Annotated in this window: 15 protein-coding genes; 9 read left to right on the plus strand and 6 right to left on the minus strand. The window is 50.7% G+C overall.

The window, feature by feature from the left end:
* Window positions 1–92: 92 nt before the first annotated feature.
* From C4F51_RS13305 to C4F51_RS13315, 3 genes are all read right to left on the minus strand, one after another.
* A complete protein-coding gene (locus C4F51_RS13305) occupies window positions 93–905 on the minus strand; it encodes a rhamnogalacturonan acetylesterase (protein ID WP_193910554.1) in 813 nt (270 codons plus the stop codon).
* A gap of 153 nt (window positions 906–1,058) precedes the next feature.
* Window positions 1,059–2,666, minus strand: a complete 1,608-nt coding sequence (locus C4F51_RS13310; protein WP_202987687.1) for a carboxylesterase/lipase family protein — start codon at window positions 2,664–2,666, stop codon at window positions 1,059–1,061.
* Window positions 2,667–2,800: 134 nt separating this feature from the next.
* The gene (locus tag C4F51_RS13315; protein ID WP_193910558.1) at window positions 2,801–5,527 is read right to left on the minus strand and encodes a TonB-dependent receptor; all 2,727 of its coding nucleotides are present in this window, start codon (window positions 5,525–5,527) and stop codon (window positions 2,801–2,803) included.
* Window positions 5,528–6,032: 505 nt separating this feature from the next.
* On the opposite strand from C4F51_RS13315, the gene C4F51_RS13320 reads away from it, so the two are divergent.
* The 4 genes from C4F51_RS13320 to C4F51_RS13335 all read left to right on the plus strand — a co-directional run bounded on the left by C4F51_RS13320 (window position 6,033) and on the right by C4F51_RS13335 (window position 14,771).
* Window positions 6,033–7,049, plus strand: coding sequence for a LacI family DNA-binding transcriptional regulator (locus tag C4F51_RS13320; protein ID WP_193910560.1), 1,017 nt, complete (start codon window positions 6,033–6,035; stop codon window positions 7,047–7,049).
* An 84-nt stretch (window positions 7,050–7,133) separates the two neighbouring features.
* Entirely contained in the window at window positions 7,134–8,801 is a 1,668-nt protein-coding gene (locus tag C4F51_RS13325; protein WP_202987688.1) for a family 43 glycosylhydrolase, read from the plus strand.
* A 276-nt stretch (window positions 8,802–9,077) separates the two neighbouring features.
* Entirely contained in the window at window positions 9,078–11,585 is a 2,508-nt protein-coding gene (locus C4F51_RS13330; protein WP_193910561.1) for a glycoside hydrolase family 95 protein, read from the plus strand.
* Between the two features lie 213 nt (window positions 11,586–11,798).
* Window positions 11,799–14,771 carry a bifunctional diguanylate cyclase/phosphodiesterase gene (locus tag C4F51_RS13335; protein WP_193910563.1) on the plus strand — a complete coding sequence of 991 codons (2,973 nt, stop codon included), beginning with the start codon at window positions 11,799–11,801 and terminating at the stop codon, window positions 14,769–14,771.
* Between the two features lie 18 nt (window positions 14,772–14,789).
* Here the strand turns inward: C4F51_RS13335 and C4F51_RS13340 are convergent, their stop codons facing one another.
* The 3 genes from C4F51_RS13340 to C4F51_RS13350 form a co-directional block, all read right to left on the minus strand.
* Complete coding sequence (locus C4F51_RS13340; protein WP_193910565.1) at window positions 14,790–16,829, minus strand: TonB-dependent copper receptor; 2,040 nt, start codon at window positions 16,827–16,829, stop codon at window positions 14,790–14,792.
* A 159-nt stretch (window positions 16,830–16,988) separates the two neighbouring features.
* The gene (locus tag C4F51_RS13345) at window positions 16,989–17,894 is read right to left on the minus strand and encodes an NAD(P)/FAD-dependent oxidoreductase (protein WP_193910567.1); all 906 of its coding nucleotides are present in this window, start codon (window positions 17,892–17,894) and stop codon (window positions 16,989–16,991) included.
* On the minus strand, window positions 17,884–18,339 hold the full coding sequence (locus C4F51_RS13350; RefSeq protein WP_193910568.1) for an Rrf2 family transcriptional regulator: 456 nt from the start codon (window positions 18,337–18,339) through the stop codon (window positions 17,884–17,886). The genes C4F51_RS13345 and C4F51_RS13350 overlap by 11 nt, the downstream gene beginning before the upstream one ends.
* Window positions 18,340–18,733: 394 nt before the next feature.
* On the opposite strand from C4F51_RS13350, the gene C4F51_RS13355 reads away from it, so the two are divergent.
* The 5 genes from C4F51_RS13355 to pelA all read left to right on the plus strand — a co-directional run bounded on the left by C4F51_RS13355 (window position 18,734) and on the right by pelA (window position 26,395).
* A complete protein-coding gene (locus C4F51_RS13355) occupies window positions 18,734–21,457 on the plus strand; it encodes a TonB-dependent receptor (protein WP_193910570.1) in 2,724 nt (907 codons plus the stop codon).
* 129 nt (window positions 21,458–21,586) lie between these two features.
* Complete coding sequence (locus C4F51_RS13360) at window positions 21,587–22,801, plus strand: glycoside hydrolase family 88/105 protein (protein ID WP_235992335.1); 1,215 nt, start codon at window positions 21,587–21,589, stop codon at window positions 22,799–22,801.
* A 67-nt stretch (window positions 22,802–22,868) separates the two neighbouring features.
* Window positions 22,869–24,281, plus strand: coding sequence for a glycoside hydrolase family 28 protein (locus C4F51_RS13365; RefSeq protein WP_193910572.1), 1,413 nt, complete (start codon window positions 22,869–22,871; stop codon window positions 24,279–24,281).
* Between the two features lie 58 nt (window positions 24,282–24,339).
* On the plus strand, window positions 24,340–25,122 hold the full coding sequence (locus tag C4F51_RS13370) for a rhamnogalacturonan acetylesterase (protein ID WP_193910574.1): 783 nt from the start codon (window positions 24,340–24,342) through the stop codon (window positions 25,120–25,122).
* A gap of 43 nt (window positions 25,123–25,165) precedes the next feature.
* Window positions 25,166–26,395: a pectate lyase gene (pelA, locus tag C4F51_RS13375; protein ID WP_193910576.1), complete on the plus strand. Its 1,230-nt coding sequence runs from the start codon at window positions 25,166–25,168 to the stop codon at window positions 26,393–26,395.
* Window positions 26,396–26,615: the final 220 nt, after the last annotated feature.

Here is a 26,615-nt window from a genome sequence, read left to right on the forward strand (position 1 = left end):
CGACCTGCTACAAAACTTGCACAGATCCTGTATGGGTTTGAGCCTTACGACCCGATTCAAATCAAAGTAGCATCCCTGCCAGGTAATTATTGTTAAGGCAAGGTTTTGGCAAGCTCCAGCAAGCCTTCATAAACAAGCTTTGAAACCACCTCGCCACCTACCGGTTGAAAATGGGTGTTGTCGTTATGGCCATTGGGGTAAGCAGGGAAATCGCCGGGTTTGAGATTCATAAAATACGTGGGCCCAACATAGGCTTCACCTTTGCTGGTGAAAAAATCCCGTGAGCGCTGCCCCAGATCCACCAGCAAGACATTTTTTTCTGCGGCAATGGCCTTTACCGCATCCGGATATTCCCCGTGAGAATTTCCCAGCACACCATTTTCCCAAGGGTAGTTGCGATTGACCGGTGTCATCAACACCGGAATGGCTTTTTTCGCACGGGTTTGATCGACGTAGAGACGCAAAAATTGCTTGTAGCCCTGAATATTGACGTAGCGCTCATGCTTGTCTTCAGCCGCATCATTGTGACCAAATTGAATCAATACCAGATCGCCCGGTTGCAGCTGATCGTAAATAGCTTGCCAGCGCCCTTCTTCAAAAAAAGTACGGGTACTGCGTCCGCCTTTGGCGTGGTTTTGCAGCGTTGCCCGCTCGGCATGCAACAAAGGGTACAACGGCTTGAGATTGTCACCGCTAATCCAGGGCTGAAACGATTGCCCCCACCCGGTTACCGGGTGCCGATGAGTTTGATAATCTTCATTCAGGGTTTGATCCGTCGCGGTAGAATCGGATGCAATGAACACATTGATTGCGTTGCGTTTTTCATGAGCGGAGTGAGGTGTACTGCAGGCCACTGTACTCAGCAGCAGGAGTAATCCGGTAATGCTTCGTAAGGATAACAACATAAAATCTCTCCCATTTTTGTTGTTTAATTTTTATGGTCTATCCGGCAAGCGGATTTTTTATGGTTCATACCATGCGCCTTCGGCTTTGGTAAAAACAGAGACCCTGTAGAAAGCGGTCTTTAAAAAATTATGTGCGGCCAAATGCGCTGTTACTTAAAAAGTACCGCGCTGAATAAAAGGAGCCTGCGCATAAAATTTGCGCTCCTCGCCACGCGGATCATTTTCGAGGCGGCAGTTCACATCAATAACCAGTGTTTCGCGATTTTTTAAGGAGTAAGGTTTCCAGCGGGGAATACCGCTATGGGAAGGATTGCCGGTTTTGGCAAACGCCAGCAGAGCGCGGCTCATATGATCAGCCACTTTTTGCGCTTCCGGCGAATTACCGGTGCGTGAGCCCGGTTGTAAGAGCGTGTCAAACACCAGTGGAATATCGAGACTATGGAAAGCACCAAACTTGCCATCATCCAATGGTGAACCCCAATCCAGTTGATAAACATAAGCGGGGGCGCCCTGCTCGGCCCGCGCTTCGGCCTCAATAATGGCACCACGCCACGAGCGCCCGGCCGTGGTAGCAGCAAATAAAATATCCGACGGAGAATAATGAGGGTAAAGCTGGCGGTAATGAGCAACCACAACATCCGGATGGATATCAACGTATTGTTGCTCGGCAATTTTTGCTGGCAGTTGCGCCCAATCCAGTGTGAAATTGGCCGGGTCACCACCGAGAAATGCCCGGGTTTCATCGCGGGTATTGCCAATGACCAGCGGAATATGGCGGGATTGTTGCGGCGCATCCGGATAAAACGGATGGCGAAATAAACTGCGATGGTCAAGCACCGGGCCGAAGTACAAGCTGCTGTTTTCAATACGGGAAGGATCACGCGCATTGGCCGCTTCCTGTAATGCCGCTATCGGCAACGTGCGCAGCTCATCCAATCTTTCTACCGGTAATTTCAATGCGTCGAGAAAAATTTGCGCGCGCTGTGTGGCGGCGCGATGCCCGGCGGCCGTCACCTGCTGACCACTCATGGTAAATGCGCGGTGAAAAAGCCCTTTCGCGGCCGGCATTGCCATCAGGGTAATAATTTTTGCACCGCCGCCCGACTGGCCAAACACCGTAACATTACCGGCATCGCCACCAAACTCCTGCGCGTGTTCCTGCACCCATTGCAACGCTTGTACCAAATCCAGTTGGCCTGTGTTGCCCGAGTAAGGAAATGCCGAACCGGAAAAACCGGCGAGGTATAAATAGCCGAATAAATTGAGCCGGTGATTAACCGTAATCACCACCACATCACCACGCAACGCTAAATTAATGCCATCGTACTGCGGGTCAGAGCCGGAACCATTGTTGTAGGCGCCACCATGGATATACACCAGAATGGGACGTTTACGCCCATCGCGCAAACCGGGCGTAGTGACATTCAGATACAGGCAATCTTCACTGGTATTTTCTGATGATTTTGGTTGCGGTGCAGAGGCACCGAACTCCAGCGCATCGCGCACAGTTGACCAACTGTTTTCTTTAACAGCCGGCTGAAAACGAAATTGTGCAGTATCAGCGCCATAGGGGATACCGCGAAAAATATAAAGGCTTTGATGTTTTTGTCCGCGAACGCGGCCACTGCGGGTGGTTGCCAGCGGATGTTCAGCATCATTGGCAAACGCCAGGCTGGCAAACGATGTTGCGGCGGCGCTACCAAGCATTGCAGTGCGCATCAGATTTCTTCGGGTGAGCTTGATAGATGAAGTGTCAGGCATTGCAGCGCTCCTGATAATCATGATTCGACCAGCGTCGAAAAACAGCGAACAGGCAAAAAAAACGGGGCATGGAATCCATGCCCCCAAAGGCCACACTCAGTGTGGTACGAGTACTACCAGGGGAAAGCTAAAACTTAGAACGAGTATTGAATACCTGCGTAATATTGACGACCGGAAGTGATAATGGTGTCAATGTAACCACTTTGCAGCCAGGTTTCCGGCTCATCGGTCAGGTTAAGGGCATCAAAGCTCAGCTTGATATTGTCGTTCAGGCGGTAAGAGAAGGCCGCATCAACTACACGTACAGCATCAGTCGCATCAACACCAGGCGTGCCAGCGTTAGCAGTGGTTTGACGTTGGAAACCATCGCGGTGAGTCATAGAAACACGACCACTGAAACCGGATTCGTTTTCATACCACAGGGTGGCGTTCCAACTGATTTTGGACTGTCCATTCAGACGAGTGGTGATGCTGTTACCGTTAGTATCCACCCCACCGTCGATCTTGGATTCAATCCAGGTGTAGTTGGCTTTGATACCGAAGTCATGCAACCAGCGTGGACCGAAATTAAATGGTTGCTGATATTGCAGTTCCCAACCATCCAGCGTACCGCCATTACCATTAATAGAAGTGCTGTATTGGAAAATATCGTTCACAGTTGCAGGGCCGGAAGCGAGCAGGCTATCGGAATAACCCATAGCGCGCAGGTCAGACCATGGCAAGCTGGTACGAATGCTTTCCGGGAAAGACTCGATATCTTTTTTGAACCAGGCCAGAGACACCATGGACTCTTCTGCGAAATACCACTCGGCAGACAAGTCAGTTGCCTTGGCACGGAACGGATCAAGATACGGGTTACCGGCACTCAAACCACGGTTAAACAGGTCAACACTACCACCTGGCGTCAAACTGCCCAAGCTTGGACGGCTCATTACTTCAGACCAGGAAGCACGTACCAATACATCCTCAACCGGTTCCAATACCAGATTCACACTTGGCAAGGTGTCATTGTAGTTACGAGTGATTTCCTGACGCACACCACTTACACGGCCATCAGAACGCTGGTCGGTTTTAACATGACGTACACCGACATCGCCACGGAACGGCAAGCCAGCCAGTTCGGTAGAGAAATCAAGTTGTACGAATACACCTTCACTCTCTTCGGTTACTGAACGGTCGCTACCCTGGTTAAGGGTCAGCGGGAAGCAGGTTGGATCGTCCATCAGATTGTAACGATCAATCACTGCATTCAGGTCAGGTCTGAAGAAGGCTGGCGCACTGCCACCTGCCTGATAAACAGAACCAAGGTTCTGACCTACGCTCAGGTCAGCCATGGTCAGACCACAGCCAGCCGGTACGTTGATAGCCAGGTTGGTGTGGTTGTTCTGATTGATAACCGCACGGTCACGGGTGTGCTGGACGTTTTCAAACTCGAATTTTTTCCAGGACAAACCGGTTTTCAGGGTCAGATCAACTGCACCAGCCTGGAAATCATGCGCAAGATCAATACTGGCAGTATCGTAGGTGTTGTCAGTCGCTGATGGACGATCGCGCAGTTCGGATACCAGATAGTTGGACGGATCAGTTACATCGAAACCATAGCTGACATTGCCGTATTTGAAGTTGTCACGATAGTCGTAAGACATATCCTGGTTGAAGGCTTCAAAAATGGCCGTTACTTCGCTCTTCATACGGTATTTGGATTCAGAAGTCCCTACGATCGCCTTCATGCGGAAGTCATCGTCGAACTCGTGATCAAAGGTCAAAGAGAACTGTTGGAATTTGGTTTCCCAATCCTGACGGAAATGCTCGTTACGAACATCAACACCGGACAAATTGGCGTAGGTCAAACCTTTGATATCAGCGTCGTAGAAGTAATCATTAACAGTAGTTTCTACACGGCCAGTTGCACCGGTACGCGCCAGAGAAATTGGCGTCAAGGTGTATTCGCTGGTCTGGTTACCAATATCTGCATACAGGGCATCGAGCGTCAGCAATGAACGATCAGATGGTTTCCACTGCAAAGCACCGGTCAAACCAGTACGTTCGATTTGAATATTACGATCCAATTGACGGGGGAAGCGCGGGTGGAAAGCGTTGTTGACTTCACTGGGCAGGTCAGCTGAGTTAGCCCAACGGTTGGTGCCTGTATTGGTGTTGCTTTCCCAACGTCCAGTATTGTGGCCTGTCTGGTCTACTTCACGCTCTGAATAAGCAACAGAGAACAAAGCACCAAAAGTACCCGGCTCGTTGGTAAAACTTATCAGTGCAGTACCACGCGGATCAACCGACTCGGACTGATCGTTATAGCCGCCCTGGAATGAGGTTACAAAGGTGAAAGCGTCGTAATCCAGCGGCTTGCCAGTCGCAAGGTCTACGGTAGCGCCCAGCGAGCCTTCTGCAACTTCGGCAGATTGCGACTTGCGTACATCAATTCGGCTGAACAATTCAGAGGCGAAAATGTTGAAGTCAAATGCACGACCACCGTTACCGACACCGGTAGAGATGGTTTCCATGCCATTCACTCGAACGCGGGTGAAATCAGCACTCAAACCACGCACACTGATTTGCTTGCCTTCACCGCCTACGCGGTCAATGTTTACGCCGGGCACACGCTGCATGGCTTCGGCGAGGTTGTTGTCCGGGAAGGACGCAATATCATCGGCCACAATGGAATCCACCGCTGCAGTCGCGGTGCGCTTCACATTCAGCGCGTTGGTAAGACTGTCCCGGAAACTACCCGTAACGATAACTTCTTCGATAGCACTGGCACCTGATTGGGCGAATGCAGGCAAAGCACCCACGCTTGCTGCAAATACACTGAGGGCGAGCAACTTTTTACTGAAATTTTTATTATTCATGCGATAACTCTCTTATTGGTTGTCTCTTTATGGTTGATACAGGGCTTCCTGCCGTCTTTCCGCTCCGTTGACGCGCGGTTATCCAGACCGTTTTCCTCCTTCATCCATGAAAACACTCGAATACGTAAAACAGGTAACACGTTGAATCAAAAGAAATTATTAGATTTAAAAACCAAATAGCCAGCTACCCGCAATCTGTTTAAAACAAATCACGGGCAGGACAGGTACTCTGCGGGAATAAGAATAATAGAGCCGGAGAAGGCGTAAAGGTGACCAACATCGCGTGTGCTTACAGGCGTGGCTTTAGTCATTGTCGTTCTCACTTCATCGCTTCGATGGTTATTTTTATTCAGGCTTAGCAAAATTGCTAATTCGTTGTAGCTAAGAAATTATCATATAGTAATTTTGAACTCAAGCAGATTGTTATATTCAAATTTCATATTGCAAATTCGATTTAGCAATGGCTTAATCTTAAAAATAACATTGAGTAGATCAAAAAATCGCCATGGCCAAGACTATTGAAGAAATCGCCTCGGAACTTTCGGTATCCACCACCACCGTCAGCCTCGCCCTGTCCGGCAAGGCACGGCAGTACCGCATCAGTATGGCCACCGAAGAGCGCATCAAGGCCTATGCCGAAGAACATGGCTACCAGATTAACCATACTGCTCGCAGTCTGCGTTTGCAGCGCACCGATACCATGGCATTGATTGTTCCGCGGCTGTCGAACCACTTTTTCGCATCGCTGGCTGAAAAGCTGGAAATTCGCTGCCGCGATGCGGGCATACAGCTGTTTGTCTCCTGTTGTTATGACAACCCGGATACCCAATTGCAACTGATTCAGAATTTTCGCCAGCGCAACATTGACGGCTTGTTTGTGGTGCCGTCCAACCCGCAAATACCGGAAAAAGCCAATCGCTTTTTCAAACACCGTATGGTGCTGCTGGATCGTGATTTTGGCTTGAGAGATTTTCCGGTAATCATTACCGACAACAAAAATGCCAGCATTTCACTGACCGAAAAAATATTGGCAAACAACGCGAAAGCAGCGGGGGAAACAGAGATTTTATTTCTCGCCGGCAACCCGGATATGCCGTCTATCAAAGCGCGTATCAGCGGCTTTGAAACAGCCTTGAAAGGCAAAAAAATTCCGGAAAAAAATATCCGTATCGTCACCGTACCACGCAATGGTTTTAACGAAGGCACCGAGGGGATGCAAGCGGCGCTTGCCGCCAAAAAAGCCATTCCGGATATTTTATTAACCTCGTCTATTCCGGTATTTGAAGGCGCTTTGCATGCCTTAAAACAGCAGATTGGCGAAGTACCCGCCACCATGATGCTGGCGACGTTCGATGATCACACCATGCTGGATTTTTTACCCAACCCGGTGTGTTCGGCAAAGCAGGATTCGGATCATATGATTCGTGCGGCTTACGATGAAATGGAAAAATTGATTAAAAATATTCACGCCCCGCAAACCCATATTGCCTCGCTAAAAATAATTGCCCGCAACATGGTGTAGCCACACTACTGCAAGGATCTGCGGCACCGATTTACCTGAAAAACCACTTCAATAACAATCTGTATCACTTGAGGAGAACAGAGTATGAATCGACCGATGCGTCTGATTGCAGGCGCCTTGCTGGTAGCAGCAACGGCAGCCTGCGCACCCGCACAGCAGACCAGCAAATCTGCAGCGCCACCAACCTGTACCGATCAACCCGGTCTGTCATTCATTCGCGAATGTCAGGAATGGGCAAAAGGTTTTGAAGGTCAGCGTAATGCCGATCTGGGGGATGGTACTTACCTCAACCCGATTGTCGCTGGCGACCGCCCGGACCCGAGTATTATCAAAGATGGCGATGACTACTACATGGTTTTCTCCACCTTTGAGTCCTACCCTGCCCTGACCATCTGGCACTCGACCGACATGATCAACTGGCAGCCGGTAGGCCCGTCATTGACCAAATATATTGGCAGCATCTGGGCACCGGAACTGACCAAACACAATGGTCGTTACTACGTGTATATCCCGGCAAAACTGCCAGGCCATAACTCCAACTACGTGGTGTGGGCAGACGATATTCGCGGCCCCTGGTCTGACCCGATTGACCTGAACCCCGACAAAAAATACCCCGACCGTATTGACCCGGGCCACCTGGTCGGTGAAGACGGCAAGCGTTATTTGTTCTTCTCCCACGGCGATTACGTGCAACTGTCCGATGACGGCCTGAGCCTGGTTGGCGAGATGAAACACGTCTACGACGGCTGGAAATACCCGGAAGAATGGGACGTAGAGAGTTACGCCCAGGAAGGTCCGAAAATGCTCAAGCATGGTGATTACTTCTACATGGTTACCGCAGTAGGCGGCACAGCTGGCCCACCAACCGGTCACATGGTGATTGCGGCGCGCTCCAAATCGGTACACGGCCCATGGGAAAACTCACCGCACAACCCGATTATTCGTACCAAACACGCCTCTGAAAAATGGTGGTCACGCGGCCACGCGACGCTGGTAGAAGGCCCCACCGCCGGTGACTGGTACATGGTGTATCACGGTTATGAAAACAGCTTCCACACCATTGGCCGTCAAACCATGCTGGAACCGATTGAGTGGACTGACAATGGCTGGTTTGTATCGCGCGGTTACGATGTCGGCAAACCGATTCCGAAACCGGCGGGCGGCAAATCCAGTGCGCCCCATGGCATTCCGTTATCCGATGACTTCAGCACCAACAAGTTTGGTTTGCAATGGAGCTTCTATCGCGGTGACGTGAATGAAATTGATCGCGTTAAATACGGCCGCGATGAAAAAGGTTATTACATGGAAGTCGCACCGAAAGGCGACTCGCCCTCCAACAGCTCACCGTTAACTTTTATTGCCGGTGATCAGGCTTATGAATTTGAAGTGGATATCGAGTTGTCACCGGGTGCTATGGCGGGCGCGCTGTTGTTCTACAACGATAAACTCTATGCTGGTACCGGTGTAAGGGAAGATCATTTCATGCTGCACCGCTATGGCATGGATCAACGTCGCAGTGCAAAACCGGAAGGCAACAGCATTCGTTTACGGGTTACCAATGATCGTCATATTCTGACCATTCGTTACAGCACCGACAACGGAAAAACCTGGAAGAAATACGACACGCAAATGGAAGTGTCCGGCTTCCACCACAATGTTGCTTACGGCTTTATGAGTTTGCGCCCGGCAATTTATGCCGCAGGCACCGGAAAAACCAAATTCCGCAACCTGACTTACAAAGCACTGCCGTAACCTCTGCTCCTGCAATAAATAAAGCCACCGCACACACCCTGTGCGGTGGCTTTGTTATTTCAGTACCCGCCGAATTTAATTCCTTTTTAACAAAATACAATTGGCTTATTTGCCTAATAAAATAAGAACAGCAGCGCCTTATCAATTTTCGAAAATTAATTTTAAATATAAACGGTTTTTTACCAACAAATAATTTATGATTACCCCTGCTATAACAATAAACCTGACCTTTTGCTTTTTTTCAGATAATGACAAAACAATAACCGAGGCAAATTGATGATGTCCTGGACTATTCAATCAACCACCAAAGCTGTCGCCATTTTTTCTGCCACCGTCTGCCTGTATCAGTGCACGCCCGTGGTAAAAAATCCCGAAACACCGAAAAACAACTACACACTCTGGTACAACACGCCGGCCAAAAACTGGAACGAAGCTCTGCCGCTGGGTAATGGCCGCCTCGGTGTGATGGTATTTGGCAACCCGGCGCAGGAAGAATTGCAGCTGAATGAAGACACCATCTGGGCTGGCGGCCCCAACAACAATATCAACCCCGCTGCAAAAGACGCGCTGGAAAAAGTCAGCCAGTTAATTTTTGAAGAGCGCTACGTAGAAGCACAAACACTGGCCAATGAAAAAGTGCGCTCAACCAATAACGGTATGCCTTACCAAACCGTTGGCTCGCTGACACTAAGCTTTGCCAATCACGATCAATTTACCGACTACTACCGTGATCTCGATATTGAAAAAGCGGTTAGCACTGTGCGCTATCAGCATGACGGCGTTACCTTCACCCGCGAAACTTTTTCTTCGTTTACTGACGATGTCGTTGTGGTGCGCCTGAGCGCCGATAAACCCGGCAGCATTACCACCACCATCGGTTTCAACAGTCCGATGCAGCATGAAGTATCTACCGAAGCCAATCGGTTACGCATTGACGGTCGCGGTAGTAACCACGAAGGCGTTGAGGGCAAAGTGCGTTTCACCACGCTGGTAGAGGCGGATCTTTCCGGCGGTACGCTAAATGCAAGCGGGCAACAGCTGGCAGTAACTAACGCTAACACTGTGACACTGCGCATTTCTACCGGCACCAACGTGGTGTCCTATAAAGACCTGAGCGCAAACGCGCCGCAAAAAGCGCTGCAAAAATTGCAAGCTGCTGAAAAAAATTATGTAACAGCACGCACTCGCCACAGTGAAACCTATCAATCCTGGTTTCATCGCGTGAGCATGGACCTGGGCACCAGTCCGGCGTTTGATTTACCAACCAACGAGCGTATTGAAAAATTCGCCAGCCATTATGACCCGCATATGGTCATGCTGTATTTTCAATACGGTCGCTATTTATTGATTTCCAGTTCACAACCGGGCACGCAACCGGCCAACCTGCAAGGCATTTGGAACCCGCACACCAATCCACCATGGGATAGCAAGTACACCATCAATATCAACACCCAAATGAATTACTGGCCAGCTGAACTGACCAACCTGTCAGAACTGCATCAGCCGCTGTTCGATATGCTGGAAGACTTATCCGTAACCGGTCAGCAAAGTGCATCGCAACTTTACGGTGTGAATGGCTGGATGACACATCACAATACTGACCAATGGCGCATTACCGGCCAGGTTGATGCGCCCTTTTACGGCCAATGGCAAACCGGTGGCGCCTGGTTAAGCCAGCACATCTGGTATCGCTATTTGTTTACCGGCGATAAAGCATTTTTGCAAAAATATTACCCGGTACTGCGTGAAGCGGCGCGTTTCCATGCAGAATCGCTACGCAAAGATCCAAAAACCGGCTGGCTGGTACAGGTACCGTCCAATTCTCCGGAAAACACCTATGTACATGGTGATGTTCCTGTGTCTATCAGTGCCGGCACCACCATGGATAACCAGATTATTTTTGATCTGTTCTCGGCGGTTATTGATGCCGCAAACGTATTGAACGACCAGGATTCGTTGATTCAGGATGTGATCGCCAAACGCGATCAACTGGCGCCGATGCAAATCGGCAGTTTCGGTCAGTTACAGGAATGGTTACATGATTGGGATGACCCGGAAGATCATCATCGCCATATTTCCCATTTATACGGGCTTTATCCATCCAACCAGATTTCTCCGTTCCGCACCCCGGAACTGTTGGAAGCCGCCAGGGTTTCTTTGAATCATCGCGGCGATAAATCCACCGGCTGGTCAATGGGTTGGAAAATCAACTGGTGGGCTCGCCTGCTGGACGGTAACCGTGCCTGGAAATTACTGGAAGAACAAATTCACCTCACCGAAGAAGTGATCGCCAAAACCGAAAAAGGCGGCACCTACGCCAATATGCTGGATGCGCATCCGCCGTTTCAAATTGACGGCAACTTTGGTGTAACCTCCGGTGTGGCAGAAATGCTGGTGCAAAGCCACGATGGTTTTATTTACTTGTTACCCGCTCTGCCGGATGCATTGCCGAATGGTGAAGTAAAAGGTTTGAATGTACGCGGTGGTTTTGTCGTAGATATCCGTTGGAGAGAGGGCAAAGTGACTGACTTTACCCTGCACGCCAAACACGGCGGCAATGCGCGTATTCGCTCTGCGGTACCCCTGGTGCAAACATCCGGCACCGGCCTGGAACCCGCCAGCGGTGAAAACCCCAACGTTATTTTTGCTACACCGAAGTTGAAGCCATTTATTGTGAATAAACGTGGTGGTTTGGGCGATAGCCAGCCGCTTGCCAAGAATGATTATTTATACGATTTGGCAACAGAGCCAGGCAAGAGCTGGTCTTTTAAAAACCGGCCCTAACAGGCTTCACCTTATCACTCTCCCGGGGCCAAACCAGACCGGCCCCGGGAATTCCAATCTCCCTTCCCTGCCGTTCTGCCTGAAAAACAACGATGCACCTGCCATCCTGCTAATAACAGTTTTCATACCGGGCAAAAAATGATCGCTATAGCCGACATCCGTTAGTCGCTCAATGCTATAGTGGCGCAGATCATTTTTTCACTCTGGTTGCCTATGTCTGACGTGTTCCCGCTGCTCTATCGCCGCCCACGCTTGCTGGCCCTCGGGGTATTTCTGGTGTGCCTGCTATTCTCGGCGCTGGTGGTATGGAACCTTGAACAAAATTATCGCCACAACCAGCGGGCCGATATTGAAAATACCACCCACAACCATGCATTTTTGTTACGCGACAGCCTGCGCCAGGCACTGACCCTCAATTACACCATGTCCACACTGGTGCGTTTAAGCCAGGGTGATCCTCACGCATTTGACGCCGTAGCCGGTGACTTGCTGCCTTATTTTGACAGTGTTTCTCATCTCAGCCTCTCGCCCAATGGCATTATCAGCCAGGTCTATCCGCTCGCCGGTAATGAGAGTTCCATCGGGTTCAACCAGTTGAGCGACAGCATCCAGAACAGGGAAGCCATCCGCACGCGTGATTCCGGCGAGATGACACTGACCGGTCCAGTGAATCTGGTGCAGGGCGGCAAGGGTGTAATAGCGCGTCTTCCTATCTTCCTTGATGAAGGCGGTGGGCAACGTTTTTGGGGCTTTGCCAACGTCACCATCCGTCTCGAACATCTGCTGAACACGGCCAATATCAGACAGCTGGATTCCCAGGGCCTGGCCTACGAACTCTGGCGCATCAACCCGATTGATGACACACGGGAAATTATTGCCCTCAGTGCCGCCAATGATGATGTGCAAAAATCTCTCCTGTTGCATGAGCCGGTCAATAAGTCATTTGATGTTCCCAACGGCATCTGGACGCTCAGCGTTGCCCCGGTGAATGGTTGGCTCAATGGCTGGCGACTGGCAAGCGAAATATTCATGGCGCTGTTGCTCAGCAGTTTGCTCGGCTACCAGACCTGGCTGGTCATGAAATTACAACGGCACAAAATTAATTTGCAGTCAGAGATCAACGAACAGACCGGGAAAATCGTCGATGCCCGTGCGCAGTTGCAAGCCACCCTGGATGCTATTCCGGACCTGTTATTTGAAATCAGTGACGATGGTTTCATTCATAATTTTCACACCCATCGTCAGGAGCTGTTACTGCTCGACCCGGACAATTTTCTCAACAAAAAAATTGAAAAAGTCGTTCCTGCCGAGGTTGCCAGCCTGATTTATGAAGCCATGAATGAAGCTGCCAACAAGGGGTTTTCCTACGGCAAATATTACACGCTGGCGCTAGCCGATGGCGTGCACGAGTTTGAACTCTCCACGGCTTGCAAAGCCATCGCCAATAATCCACAAAAACATTTTGTGATGATCAGCCGCGATATTTCCGAGCGGCGGCTGGTCGAAGAAGAGTTGCGTGTTGCCGCCACCGCGTTTGAAGCGCGCGAAGGGATGATGATCACCGACCCGCAGGGCGTTATCCTGCGGGTCAATAAAGCTTTCAGTGAAATTACCGGCTACAGCACCGACGAGGTAGTCGGCGAAAACCCACGCCTGTTCAACTCCGGTCATCACGAACCGGAGTTTTATGACCTCATGTGGCAAACCATTACTACCGAAGGCAATTGGAAAGGTGAGATCTGGAACCGCCGTCGCAACGGTGAAATCTATCCCCAGTGGCTCACCATCACCGCCGTAAAAAATGACAGCGGCAAAACGACTCACTATGTTTCCACACTCATGGACATCACCGAGCGCAAGGAAAATGAAGCGCGTATTAATAATCTCGCCTTTTTTGACCCACTCACCCAACTGCCCAATCGCCGCCTGTTGCAAGATCGCCTCGAACACGCCATTACCGCCAGTACCCGCAAAAAGAATCTGGGGGCGGTGCTGTTTATTGATCTGGATGATTTCAAAACACTGAACGACAATCGCGGCCATCACATTGGTGACCTGTTATTGATAGCCGTGGCCAACCGCTTGCGCGCCGCCGTGCGAGCGCAGGATACCGTGGCGCGCCTGGGCGGTGACGAATTTCTGGTGGTACTGGAAGATCTGGATTCCAATCACGATTACGCGGCAGCAGTTGCCCAACAAATTGCTGAAACGATTCTGGAAAGTCTGAATGAAGCATACACCCTGGAAGGGCAGGATTATTTCAGCACACCCAGCATAGGTATATCCCTGTTTGGCGATCGGCTTGCCCCTATCGACGAACTGTTGAAGCAGGCTGACCAGGCCATGTATCACGCCAAAGGCGAAGGTCGTAATACCTGCCGCTTTTTTGACCCGAAAATGCAACAACACACCGCCCAGCGTTTTGCGTTGCAGCATGAAATTCGCGAGGCGATGCAACAGCAACAATTTACCCTGTTCTATCAACCTCAGGTTGATCACACAGGTGCGGTTATTGGTGCCGAGGCGTTGATTCGCTGGTTCCACCCGGAGCGTGGCCTGGTGTCTCCCATGGAATTTATCCCTATCGCCGAAGAGTCAGGTTTGATCTTGCCGCTCGGCAACTGGATTGTGGAAGAAGCCTGTCATCAGCTGGTGCGCTGGAGCAAAAATCCGGCCACCAAAGCGTGGGTTGTTTCTATCAATGTCAGCGCACGACAATTCCAGCAGCAACAATTTGTCGCGAAATTATTAAGCACCCTGCAGCACACCGGCGCCGACCCTCGCTATTTAAGGCTGGAACTCACCGAAAGTATGCTGGTGCAAAACCAGCAAGACATCATCGCTAAAATGGATGAGCTGAAAAATATCGGCATTACTTTTTCACTGGATGATTTCGGTACGGGTTATTCGTCGCTGGCTTATTTAAAACGCCTGCCCATCAGCGAATTGAAAATTGATAAATCCTTCGTCAACGATGTGCTGATCAACAGTAACGACGCGGCTATTGCTCGCATGATCATCAGCCTCGCCCGCAGCATGGAATTGAATGTTATAGCCGAAGGCGTGGAAACCGGAGAACAACGCGACTGGCTCAAAGCTCATGGCTGCTTGCACTATCAGGGTTATTATTTTGGCAAGCCAGTCGCGGCGGATGAGCTGGATATTTCCGACTCATCTGCAACCTGATGCAACGCTGCTGCTATTTTAAAAATTCGCCTGCAGCTTCAACCAGAAAGTTCTGCCCGGCTCGTTAACGCGGAAGGTTTGTTCGTAGCCAGGGATGGCGCCGCCCATGCCATTGCTGCCGGTTCGGCTGATAAACTCGTTGTACTGACGGTCAAACAGGTTGTCCACTCCGAGTGAGGCGAGTAGGTCCGGAGTAACTTTCCAGGCGGCGTTGAGCGAGAGAATACCGAAGCCGCTTGATGGCCCGAGATCTTTACCCACAATATTGCCACGGTTCAAATCGTAACGATCCTGACTGTCGACCAAACGCAACAAACTGCCCACAGACCATTTTGCCGCGTTGTAAGTTACGCCGAGGCGACCTTCGAGCGGTGCGATTTGTGCCAGCGCCGTGTTATCGGTGTCGTTATCGCCACGCACCATGGCAAGCGAGGCATCAAATTTCCATTGTTTATTCGGCGTAAACGCCAGACTCCATTCACCACCGTAAGTGGTTGCATCAATATTGCGCGAGTAACCACCGCTTTTCATCATGCTGGTGTAATCCACCAGAATAAAATCCTTGATGTCGTTGTAAAAAATCGAAGAAGACATGTGCCACTGGCGGCTATCGAACAGTAAGCCGGCGTCCCACTGGCGGGTTTGCTCGGGCTTTAAAGCAAATGCACTGCTACTGCTCTCGCCTTCTTTGGAGAATAATTCCCAATAATCAGGGAAGCGCTGGCTGTGGCCAAAACCGATATACCAGGTGAGTGGCAAAGTGTTTTGAGTGTGTTCATAACGGGCGAAGCTACTGCCCAGGGTATCGCGGCGGTGCTCACCGGCGGTCGGGTTAGGTACTTTGCCCATCATGCCCTTGCTAACCGTGGTACGTTCATCCAGTGCGCGCCAGCGGTCTGCCCGGTAGCCGGTTACGATTTTTTGGTGCTCATTCAGCAACCAGGAAAGCTCGGTAAAAAGCCCGGTCTGTTTGATTTCACCATCGCGAATCCAATCACCGTAAATACCCGATGCTGGAGCCGAACGGCTTTCGTGATTATTTTGCTGCACATCCGCACCGACAACCCATTCAAGACTGGCGGCCGGTTTCAAGGTGGACGAAAAGCGCCCGCCTTTGGTATCACGGGCAACGTTGGCGTAGCCCATCATGCCGGGGCGACGCAGTTCCTGATCATCCATTACGTGATCAACAGAACTGTCGAAGGCGTTGAATTTAATTTCACTTAACCATTCATTGATATCTTTTTTCTCAATACGAATACGCACACTTTCGCGCAGAAAACGGGTGCCGTCCATGCCGCGATCCGCATAGGCGGCTTCACCATCACTGCGCGTTGCACCGAGTTCTACACGGGTATTCGCATCCGGTGTCCAGCCCAGCGCAACACTGCCGCTGTAACGGTGATATTGCGAATGCACCGCGTTGCCGTCGCCATCTTTGTAATCGTCGGCGCGGGAGTCGCTACCGGTAACTTGTAAATAACCCTGCTCGGCACCGGCTTGCAAATCGACCAGCGCATCGCGGCGTTTGGCGCTGGCAACCAGCACGCTGGCGGTGCCGCGAATACCGGGCTCGTCAAAAGGCTCGGGGTTGCGCTCAAACAACAAAGTCGCGGCAGAATTACCGGAACCATATTGCACCGATTGCGGCCCTTTAATAACGACCAGGGTGTCGAGCATTTCCGGGTAAATATACGCCGTAGGTGCATCCATACGGTTGTTGCAGGCACCGAGAATAGTTTCGCCATCGACCAGAATACCGAGGCGTGAGCCGGCCATACCACGGAAGAGCGCATCGCCATCAGCACCACCTTTACGGGTGACGGAAAAACCTGGAATGGTTTTTAAATAATCAGCGCCGTCATGCGCTGGTAGCGGCTGACGCGGTGCTTTCAGGTCGGTAACAACCGTATTGGGCGCATCCAGTGCACCGGCAGAAACCAGCACAGTGTCGAGAATTTTATTGTACTGCACGTGATCTGCGTGGGCTGGCAGAATAATAAGAGTGCTGATGGTAGCGGCCAGTAATGACCGGGAAAACGATGCTGGATATTTCATAATTGCCCCTTTTATCCCTGAGAAAGGCCAATTATAAAAATTACCTGGAAGGAAGAGGATGCGACACATTGTCGCAGTTGCCAGGCTGTTATACCAGGCTACTCCCTTGGAGTTACAGCACTCTACCCTCCATGGCGGAGTACCATTCAATACAGTTTTTTAATTAAAAATCAGGGTGCGATGTACCGATGCACCGGTAAAAGCGCCATCACCAATTGCCATGGATACATTACCAGCCATGCGTGCAACATCGCCGCAGGCAAATACACCCGGTACCGAGGTTTGTTTGAATTCATCGGTCTGTATAAAGACACCGATAGGGCTTTCTACCAGTTCGCATTGTAAATCCTGAACCAGTGAACCAATGATTTCTGTACGCGACAAACAAAACAATCCGTCCATTGCCAACTCGCGGCCATCTTGCAAACGTACATTGGCGTGTTTTTCGATGGCAGCGACCGGGGTTGTTTCAACGCTCACACCCCGCGCCAGCATGGCGTTGGTCTGGGCTTCGTCCGGAATGAAAAGATCATTGGTAAACAAGGTGACCCTTCCCCAATCCGGCAACAGCATCGCATGGTGAAACGAGAATTCACCACCGGCAATCACGCCGATATTTCCCTGATTCAATTCATAGCCGTGACAATAAGGGCAATGAAAAACATGCTTGCCCCAGCGCTCGGCCAAACCGGGAATAGCCGGCAAATTATCACGCACGCCGGTAGCGAGAACGATGCGCCCGGTTTGCACGGTTTCACCATTGTCAAGCGTGATAAGAAATTCATCACCCTGCTTTTTTCCGCCCGTGGCGGTGGCATTCAACCACTGCAATGTCGGGTAAGCCAGTAGCTGTGTTTTGGCCTCGGCGGCAATCGCTTCCGGGGCGCGACCGTCTTGCGCCAATACCCCATGAGAGGTAGCGGCAAAACGGTTGCGGCGCTGACCGGCATCCACAATTAACACCTTGCGGCGGGCGCGCACCAGTTGCAAAGCCGCTGCCATACCGGCGTAACTGCCGCCAACGATAACAACGTCGTAACGCGGGGATAGAACTTCAGTGTTCATGACCATGTTCTCCGGAACAATGCGCCTGATAGCCGTGACTGAAGTCAGCGGCCAGATCGGCAAGCGTGATGGCGTCAAGGCGTTGCAACAACAGCGCCTCAACCTCCTGAAAGGTATTTTCCAAGCGGTGATTCACCGCCCGTTCAACCAGGCAGCGCGGCTCATCCATGCGATTGCCCATGGCAAACACCGGTGGTGCTCCCACTGCTTCGTAAATTTGTCGCAAGGTGATTTGTTGCAGGTCGCACACCAGCACCCAACCGCCGCCGTGGCCTTTGGTGGAATCGACATAACCGGCGTCGCGCAGCCCTGCCAGAGTGCGACGAACCACCACCGGATTGGTGGATAAAAAACCGGCCAGCGCCTCGGAGGTGAGCGGGCGGTTGTAATGGGCCATGTGCAGCAGCACATGGAGAATTGAAGATAATTTGCTGTCTTTTTTCATGTAACAAATACTATTACATGAAATTTCTGCTGTCCAGCCCCCAGCTAAAAAATGATCAATCCCGACGGTTAGGATCTCTTTTAACGCCATTCGACGCAGAAGCCGGCGATAAAACCCCAATTGCGCGTTATGGCAACTTTTACGCTAAATAGCGCCTTTTTCTCTTGCTTTTAACCACTGATTGCGCAATCATTTTATCGTGTCGAATATTTCAACAACCGTTGAGTACTCAATCACTGGCAGATATCAACCATAAAAGCCTCTGCCATAAGGCTGCGTAATCACGGACGAACAGGAGCAAACATCCCGTTTGAGGTCAATGCCCGAATAAACTCCGCTGCCTGCCAAGTGACCCTAAGAGCAATAAATATAATTACGTTGTGAGGACATTTGTATGAAGAATAGCGCCACTAAAAAACCGTTATGCCTGGCCATTTCAGCAGCCACTTTGCTGTTCGGACTCTCTACCCCGCTCACCGCTACCGCCCAGGCGGATACCGTTGAAGAAGTGATTGTTACCGGCAGTTTTCGTGAAAGTCTTGCCAAGGCGATTGACGCCAAACGCAACGCCGCCAATGCCCGCGAAAGCATCATGGCCGAAGATATGGGCAAGATGCCCGACCTGAACCTCGCCGAATCCCTGCAACGTATTCCCGGTGTAGCCATTGCCCGTGAAGCCGGTGAAGGGCGTCAGGTAACCATTCGTGGCCTCGGCCCGGCGTTTACCCGCTCTACCCTGAACGGCATGGAAGTTCCATCCAGTACCGACGGCCTCGACTCTGCCGATGGTATGAACACCAGCCGTGCGTTTGACTTCAACGTGTTCTCTTCCGAATTATTTAACCGGATTGATATTCACAAATCCTTGCAGGCCTCGGTTGAGGAAGGCGGTCTGGCCGGTACAGTAGATTTGTACACCGCCAAACCCTTTGATAACCCGGGCCTCCACGTTGCCTTTGCCGGTCAGGCCGGTTACAACGATTTGACCAAAGAAGCCGATCCGCGCGGCTCGTTTATGATCAGCACCACCAATGAAGCTGAAACTTTCGGTGCCCTGCTGTCAGTTGCTTACACCGAAAGAACCGTGCGTGAAGAAGGTGCCGGCACCGTGCGCTGGCAAACCCCGGCCAACAACGGCAGAACCTGGAAAGCAGGCTCCAATCCGACCATCGACGGCACACTGGCTGCGGGCACCACCATCAACAATTTGTCGGTACCGCGCCTGCCGAGAACCGATTATTTCGGCAACACCCAGGAGCGCCTCGGGGTCACCACCGCCTTCCAGTTCCGCCCGTCTGACACCGTGGAATTGTCGCTGGATCTGGTACACGCCAACTTTACCAACGAGCGTGAAAGCCATAACTTTGACTCGGCGTTCCGCAACCAATTTAACCAGATCACACCCAACCACCTGGTACTGGATCAAAGCGGCACCGGCGTCGTTGCTGGCGAATTCAGCGGCGTACTGGGCCGTACCGAAAGCCGTCTTACGCCATCAGAAACCGATTTTAATCAGATGGTTTTCACCGGTAAGTGGAACATCAATGACCGCCTGACCATGACCGGTTTGCTCGGCCAGGCCAAATCCGATTTCGATTCAACCCAATACCGTTTCAATATTCAAACCAAAGCCCGCCACGATTTCGGCTACGACTATCGCCAGAACAGCAACATTCCGGTGATGACTTACGGCTACGACATCATGGACGAAAATCTCTATGAGTTTGATTCGCTGGTCTATCGCAAAAATATGATCGAGCGCGATAACATCACCGGCAAGCTGGATTTTGAACTGAAAAGCGATGCGCGTGATTCCAATATCAAATTCGGTCTGGTGCACAACATCCGTGAAGTGGATGCGCTGGAAATTCGCCGCACTGACGTAAACACCCTGCTAAAACAAACCCCGACCGGTTTGACCCAGGCTTTGCCCGTGGATGATTTTGGCCGCGGTCTGGGTGCACCCTCAGGCTTCCTGAAAACCTTCCTGGTGCTCGACTTTGATAAAACGATCGACGCTTACAACTTCCCGGCATTGACCGGCGCCGACATTAACCCGGCGGGCAGCACCTTTTATGTAGAAGAAAAAACCCTCGGCGCTTATGTTGAGTGGAACGTAAATGACTTCTCGTTGTTCGGCAAAACCTTGCGCACCAACGCCGGCCTGCGTGTAGTCGAAACCGAATCCACCATTCAGGCATACACCGGTGGTGCAGGCAATACGCTGGTGCCTATGGAAGCCAACAATGATTACGTCGATGTGCTGCCATCGATCAACTTCGCCTGGGAAGTAACGGACGATGTGCTGGTTCGTCTGGGCCTTTCGCGCAACATCACCCGCCCGGATCTTGAACGTCTTTCTCCCAGTGCGTCTTTCGGTTTGGAGAGTGGTGAAATTTCAGTAGGCAACCCGAACCTCGACCCGATGCGCGCCAACTCGCTGGACGTAGGTGTGGAATGGTACTTCAATGAAGATGCTTTGCTGGCCGGTACCTTCTTCTATAAAGATGTAGAAAGTTTTATCGCGACCGAAAGCACCGAGCGTTTGCTTGACCCGGTTTATCACCAGATTGTTCGTGACCTGTCGAGCAACCACGCACCGCTGGATCAAAACTGGGGCCACAACGAACCGATCAACAATGACGGCGCCAAAGTAAAAGGTTTTGAACTGGTTTATCAACAACCGTTCACTTTCCTGCCCGGCGCTTTCAGCAACATGGGTACGGTGATCAACTACACCTGGGTGGATTCGGAATCCAATTACGGCACTGGCGAAAACCCGATTACCAGCAAGCTGATTGGTTTATCTGAAAATTCCTACAACATGACCTTATACTACGAAACGGAACTCTACGGCGCTCGTGTATCCGTCAACAAGCGTGACGACTACCTGACCCGTGTACCAGGGCGTGAAGGCAACAGTATTGAAGGAAAAACCGGACCCACCAACATTGACTTCTCGGCGTTTTACAACATCAATGATAATCTCACCGTTTCGCTGGAAGCTATTAACGTGACCGACGAAAAAGAAAGATTATTTGGTGACGACGCCAACCGTGTTGTAGCACTGTCTCACACTGGTCGGCAATTCTTTGTCGGCATTCGTGGAAACTTCTAAATACTGACGTTTTCTTACCCTGTCGTTCCACGTTTACGTCACCAGTCGCAGTACCACTGGTGGCGTCTTTTTATAAAAACAGGATTTGCCACCGCAACCTATTTTAAAAGTCTTCGAGGAGATGGATTGATGTTCAGTCTGAAGCGCTCACTACTATCGGTTATGGCTGGTATGTTACTTGTCAGCTTTTCTACCATTACTCACGCAGAAAACCCGCCTGCTATTCCCACCAACAAACCCTGGTCCGAACGCATGGCGCTTTCTGTCATGCAGCGTAGCCCCGAAGCCTGGCAAATGCGCGGTTACCGCAATCTGTCCAGCCCGGAATGGGGTTACACCTATGCCTTGAGCCTGGCCGGCTTTCAAAAACTGTACGAAAAAACCGGCAACGAAGATTACCTGGATTACGTTAAGGTTTACGTTGATCAATTGATTGATAAAGACGGCAAACTCAAGCATTACGAAATGAGCGAATTCAATATTGATTCGGTCAACGGCGGCAAGCTGCTGTTTGCCCTGCATGAAAAAACCGGCGATGAGCGCTACCTGAAAGTGATGCAGCAATTACGTCATCAACTGCAATGGCAGCCACGCACCACCGAAGGCGGTTTCTGGCACAAGCGCATTTACCCGTACCAAATGTGGCTCGACGGCCTGTATATGGGCGCCACTTACTACGCGCAATATGCCGCCAGTTTTAATGAAGGTGCAGAATCTTTCGATGACATTGCCAATCAATTCATTTTGATTGAAAAGAAAACCCGTGACGCCAAAACCGGCCTGCTCTATCACGCCTGGGACGAAAGCAAGTTACAGGCATGGGCAGACAATGAAACCGGTTTATCGCCGCATTTCTGGTCACGAGCGCTGGGTTGGTACGCCATGGCACTGGTCGATACGCTGGATTATTTCCCCGAAGATCACAAAGACCGCCAAACCCTGATTGATATTCTCAACCGTCTGGCAGAAGCGGTTGCCCGTTATCAGGACAAGACCGGTTTGTGGTACCAGGTAACCGATATGGGCGACCGTTTTGGCAACTATCTTGAAGCCTCCGGCAGCGGCATGTTTGTTTACGCGTTTGCCAAGGGTGCCAATAAAGGCTATTTGCCCGTAAAATACAAAAAGCTCGCTGAAAAGGGTTTTGATGGTATGGTTAAGCACTTTGTCGTGCTGTCACCCAATAAAGAAGTCACGCTCACCCACATTTGTGGCAGCGCAGGCCTCGGGGGTTCACCCTATCGCTCCGGCAGTTTTGATTACTATATCTCGGAAGCCTTGCGCGATAACGACCCTCACGGCGTTGGACCTTTTATTCTGGCGAGCCTTGAGTTAAACCGCTAACCATCAACCTGGCGGTAAATAAAAAGCAACGGATAACAATTCCTACATAAAGATAAGAGAGATTATTATGAGCAGTTATCAACCTCGACCTATCATTACTCTGGTTTCCGGTATCTCCCTGTTATTCTCGGCCAGCTGCTTTGCAGCGGCCGCTGACAATAGCAAACCGGATCATTCACCGGCCACTGTGCAGGCTGAATGGAAAAAGGCCGATGAGATTGTTAAAAGTATCAAAGCCCCGGTTATCAAAGGGGCTGACTACAACATCACCAAATTCGGCGCGGTGGGCGATGGCAAAAAAGATGCCCGCCCGGCCATTATGGAAGCCATCAAAAAAGCCAACAGCGAAGGCGGCGGCCGTGTGGTCATTCCTGAAGGCACCTGGTTAAGCAACGGCCCGATTCATTTGCAAAGCCACGTAAACCTGCACATTTCCGAAGGTGCCACGCTGTTGTTCGGCACCCAGGCAAAAGATTACTTGCCGGTGGTATTTACGCGTTGGGAAGGTGTTGAAATGTACGGCTACTCGCCGCTCATTTACGCCCACAAAGTGACCGATATCGCCATTACCGGCAGCGGCACCATTGATGGTAATACCAAACATGAATTCCACACCTGGGCGAGAAACGATATTGAAGATATCGCTGCCATTCGCAAACTGGGCTTCGATGGCGTTCCGTTAAAAGACAGACAATTTGGTGAAGGCCGCAAACTGCGCCCGAGCATGTTGCAAATTATTGATGCCGAGCGCGTGCTGCTTGAAGATTACACCATCAAGAACTCCCCGTTCTGGATCAACCATCTGGTGTACACCAACGACGCTGTTATGCGCAACGTGAAACTCGAAAGCTTCTTCGCTAACAACGATGGTATTGATATCGATTCCAGCCGCAATGTCTTGATTGAAAATAACCACTTCAATACCGCTGATGATGCCATCGTGGTGAAGTCCGGTCGGGATCTGGATGGCCGCACCGTAGCACGCCCCAGTGAAAACATCGTTATTCGTAACAACGTAATGGGCGGTGAAGATGGTATTGCGCTGGGCAGCGAAATGTCCGGTGATATTCGCCACGTGTATTTCACCGACAACACTTACACCAAAGGTTCAGCAGCAATTCGCTTCAAGTCCAACCTGGATCGCGGTGGTGTGGTTGAACATATTCGTGTGCGTAACATGAATATTGAAGCGGTAGACAAGCTGTTCTGGTTTGAATTGACTTACGCTGCCGGCTCCATGGGTGGTAACTTCCCGCCAACCTACCGCGATATCGTTTTTGAAAACATCACCGTAGGCCACACCAAATCGGTTTTCCATGCACGGGTATCTGACCAGTCCCCCCTGAAACACATTACGCTGCGTAATGTAGAGATCAAAAAAGCCGATGCGCTGTTTGATATCGAAAACGTTCAGGATCTGGTGTTTGATAACGTGCGTATTAACGGCAAAACCGTAACCAGCCCTACCAGCTCCAAATAAAATATCCCTACCACAACGACAGGCCCAGGCCTGTCGTTTCTATTTACAGGAAGTCACCATGCGCATCAAACAACCCTTACAGGTGGGTTTGTGGCTGCTGGGTGCTGTGTTTCTCATAGCTTGCCAACCCGTAGCACAACAACCTGCCACTACCCCTACTCTGTTTTTGATTGGCGATTCCATCACCGCTGATAAAACGCCAGAAGCATTTCCGGAAACCGGTTGGGGCCAGGTGTTACCGGAATACTTGAAAGGCGAGTTGCATATTCAAAACCACGCAAAAAATGGCCGCAGCACCAAAAGCTTTCGCGATGAAGGGCTGTGGAAAGTCGTAGCAGACCAATTGAAGCCCGGTGATTTTCTGGTGATAGGTTTTGGCCATAACGACCAGAAAATAGAAGACCCTACCCGCTATGCAGAACCCTGGAGTGATTACAAACGCAACCTGGAAAACTACATTGCAGAAGCTCAGGCCAAAGGCGCTTCAGTAATTCTCACTACATCGGTGTATCGCCGTCAGTTTGATGACAACGGCCAACCGCTGGCCAGCCTTGGTGATTACCCTTTGGCCGCCAGACAAGTCGCCGCAGAACAGCTGTTGCCGTTAATTGATTTCAACGCCTATTCACGCTCATTGCTAAACAAATACGGCAAGGATGGCTCGGCCGGGCTTTATATGAACCTAGCACCGGGTGAGTTCCCCAATTACCCGGAAGGCAAGCTAGACAACACCCACTTCAAACCTGAGGGCGCGCAATTACTGGCACGTTATTTTATTGCGCAGTTGCAACTGCAATCTCTGCCAGCCGGCCAGTATTTTCAGTTGCAGGATAAAAAATAACCTTACTCATCAACCAACCGATATTGATTACAGGTAATGAAAAATGAACAATAAAAATTCAACATTTCTCTTACGATCACCCGGTTTAACGGCTGCCATTTTTGGCAGCCTGTTATTGGCAGGCTGCTCTGCCGAAGCACCGGAAAGCAATAACAGCGAAGCTGCATCACCCACCCACATAGAAAAACAGCCGCAAACTCAGGCAAGTTATCAGCCCATCGCCATTGACGACTTTTACGATGCCATCAAACACTGGAATGATCGCACCGGCGAAACCGGCGTGCCCCATTATGAATTGCATCAAATTAAAGAGATTGCCGATAACATTATTTTGTACCAGCGCGATAGCGGTGGCTGGCCGACTAACAAGCATCCGCTGCGCGTAGTGCCGGAAGAAGAGCGGGAAGCCGCCCTGAAAGATAAATCATTAGCCGATGCCAGTTTTGATAACCGCAATACTTATCCACAAATTGAATATTTGTCGGCGGTGTATAAACAAACCGGTGATGAGCGTTATCGTGATGCGGCCTTGAAGGGGTTGCGTTATACACTGGATAAGCAATATGACAATGGCGGCTGGGCACATTCGCCAGACCGTACCGATGACCACTACTACACGCGTATTACGTTTGTTGATGAAGTGATGTCTGGCGTTTTAACTTTTCTGCGCAAGGTTGCAGCCGGTAACCCGCCCTTTGATTACGTTGATGCGGCATTAAAGCAGCAAGCTGCCGACGCCGTGGCCAAAGGCGATGCGCTGGTGCTGCAATTGCAAGTGCGTGTAGATGGCAAACTGACAGGCTGGGCGGGACAATATCACGAAGAAACACTGGAGCCGATTGTTGGCCGGACTTATGAGTTGCCCGGTATTCTTGCCTGGGAAACGGTGCCGGTGGTGGAATATTTAATGGCTATTGAGAATCCGTCTCCGGAGGTTATCGCTGCGGTGGAGGGTGCGGTAAGTTGGTTGGAGAGCGCAAAACTGAGCGGTTTCCGTGTAGATCGCGTGGATGCGGATAGCAAGCGTTTTGATTTCCATGCAGTGGATTATGATTTGGTTATCGTTGAGGATGCAGATGCCAAGCCGATCTGGGCAAGGTTTTACGATCTGGAAACCAACGAGCCTTTTCTAGCTAACCGGGATGGTAATCGCGTTTACAAGCTGGAGGATGTTTTATACGAGCGACGCACCGGTTATACCTGGTATGGTTACTGGCCAGAAGAATTATTGAGCACTGACTACCCGCGCTGGAAGGAACAGCATAGTCGGTAATTACTTCGCTAATATGCAATAGTCCATCATTATTCCGTCCGTTTGTCGTCCGGGCTTTTGTTCCAAAAACGCATGCATCCATCCCTGGAACTCCGACGGGTCATCCCTGACCCGACGGTTTTGGAACAAAAGCCCGGACAACAAACTTGCATCGTACCAGTCAGGAACGAAGAAAATCACAACTCAACTCAACTCAACTCAACTCAACTCAACTCAACTC

The organism is Cellvibrio polysaccharolyticus (assembly GCF_015182315.1).
Classification (GTDB): Bacteria; Pseudomonadota; Gammaproteobacteria; order Pseudomonadales; family Cellvibrionaceae; genus Cellvibrio; species Cellvibrio polysaccharolyticus.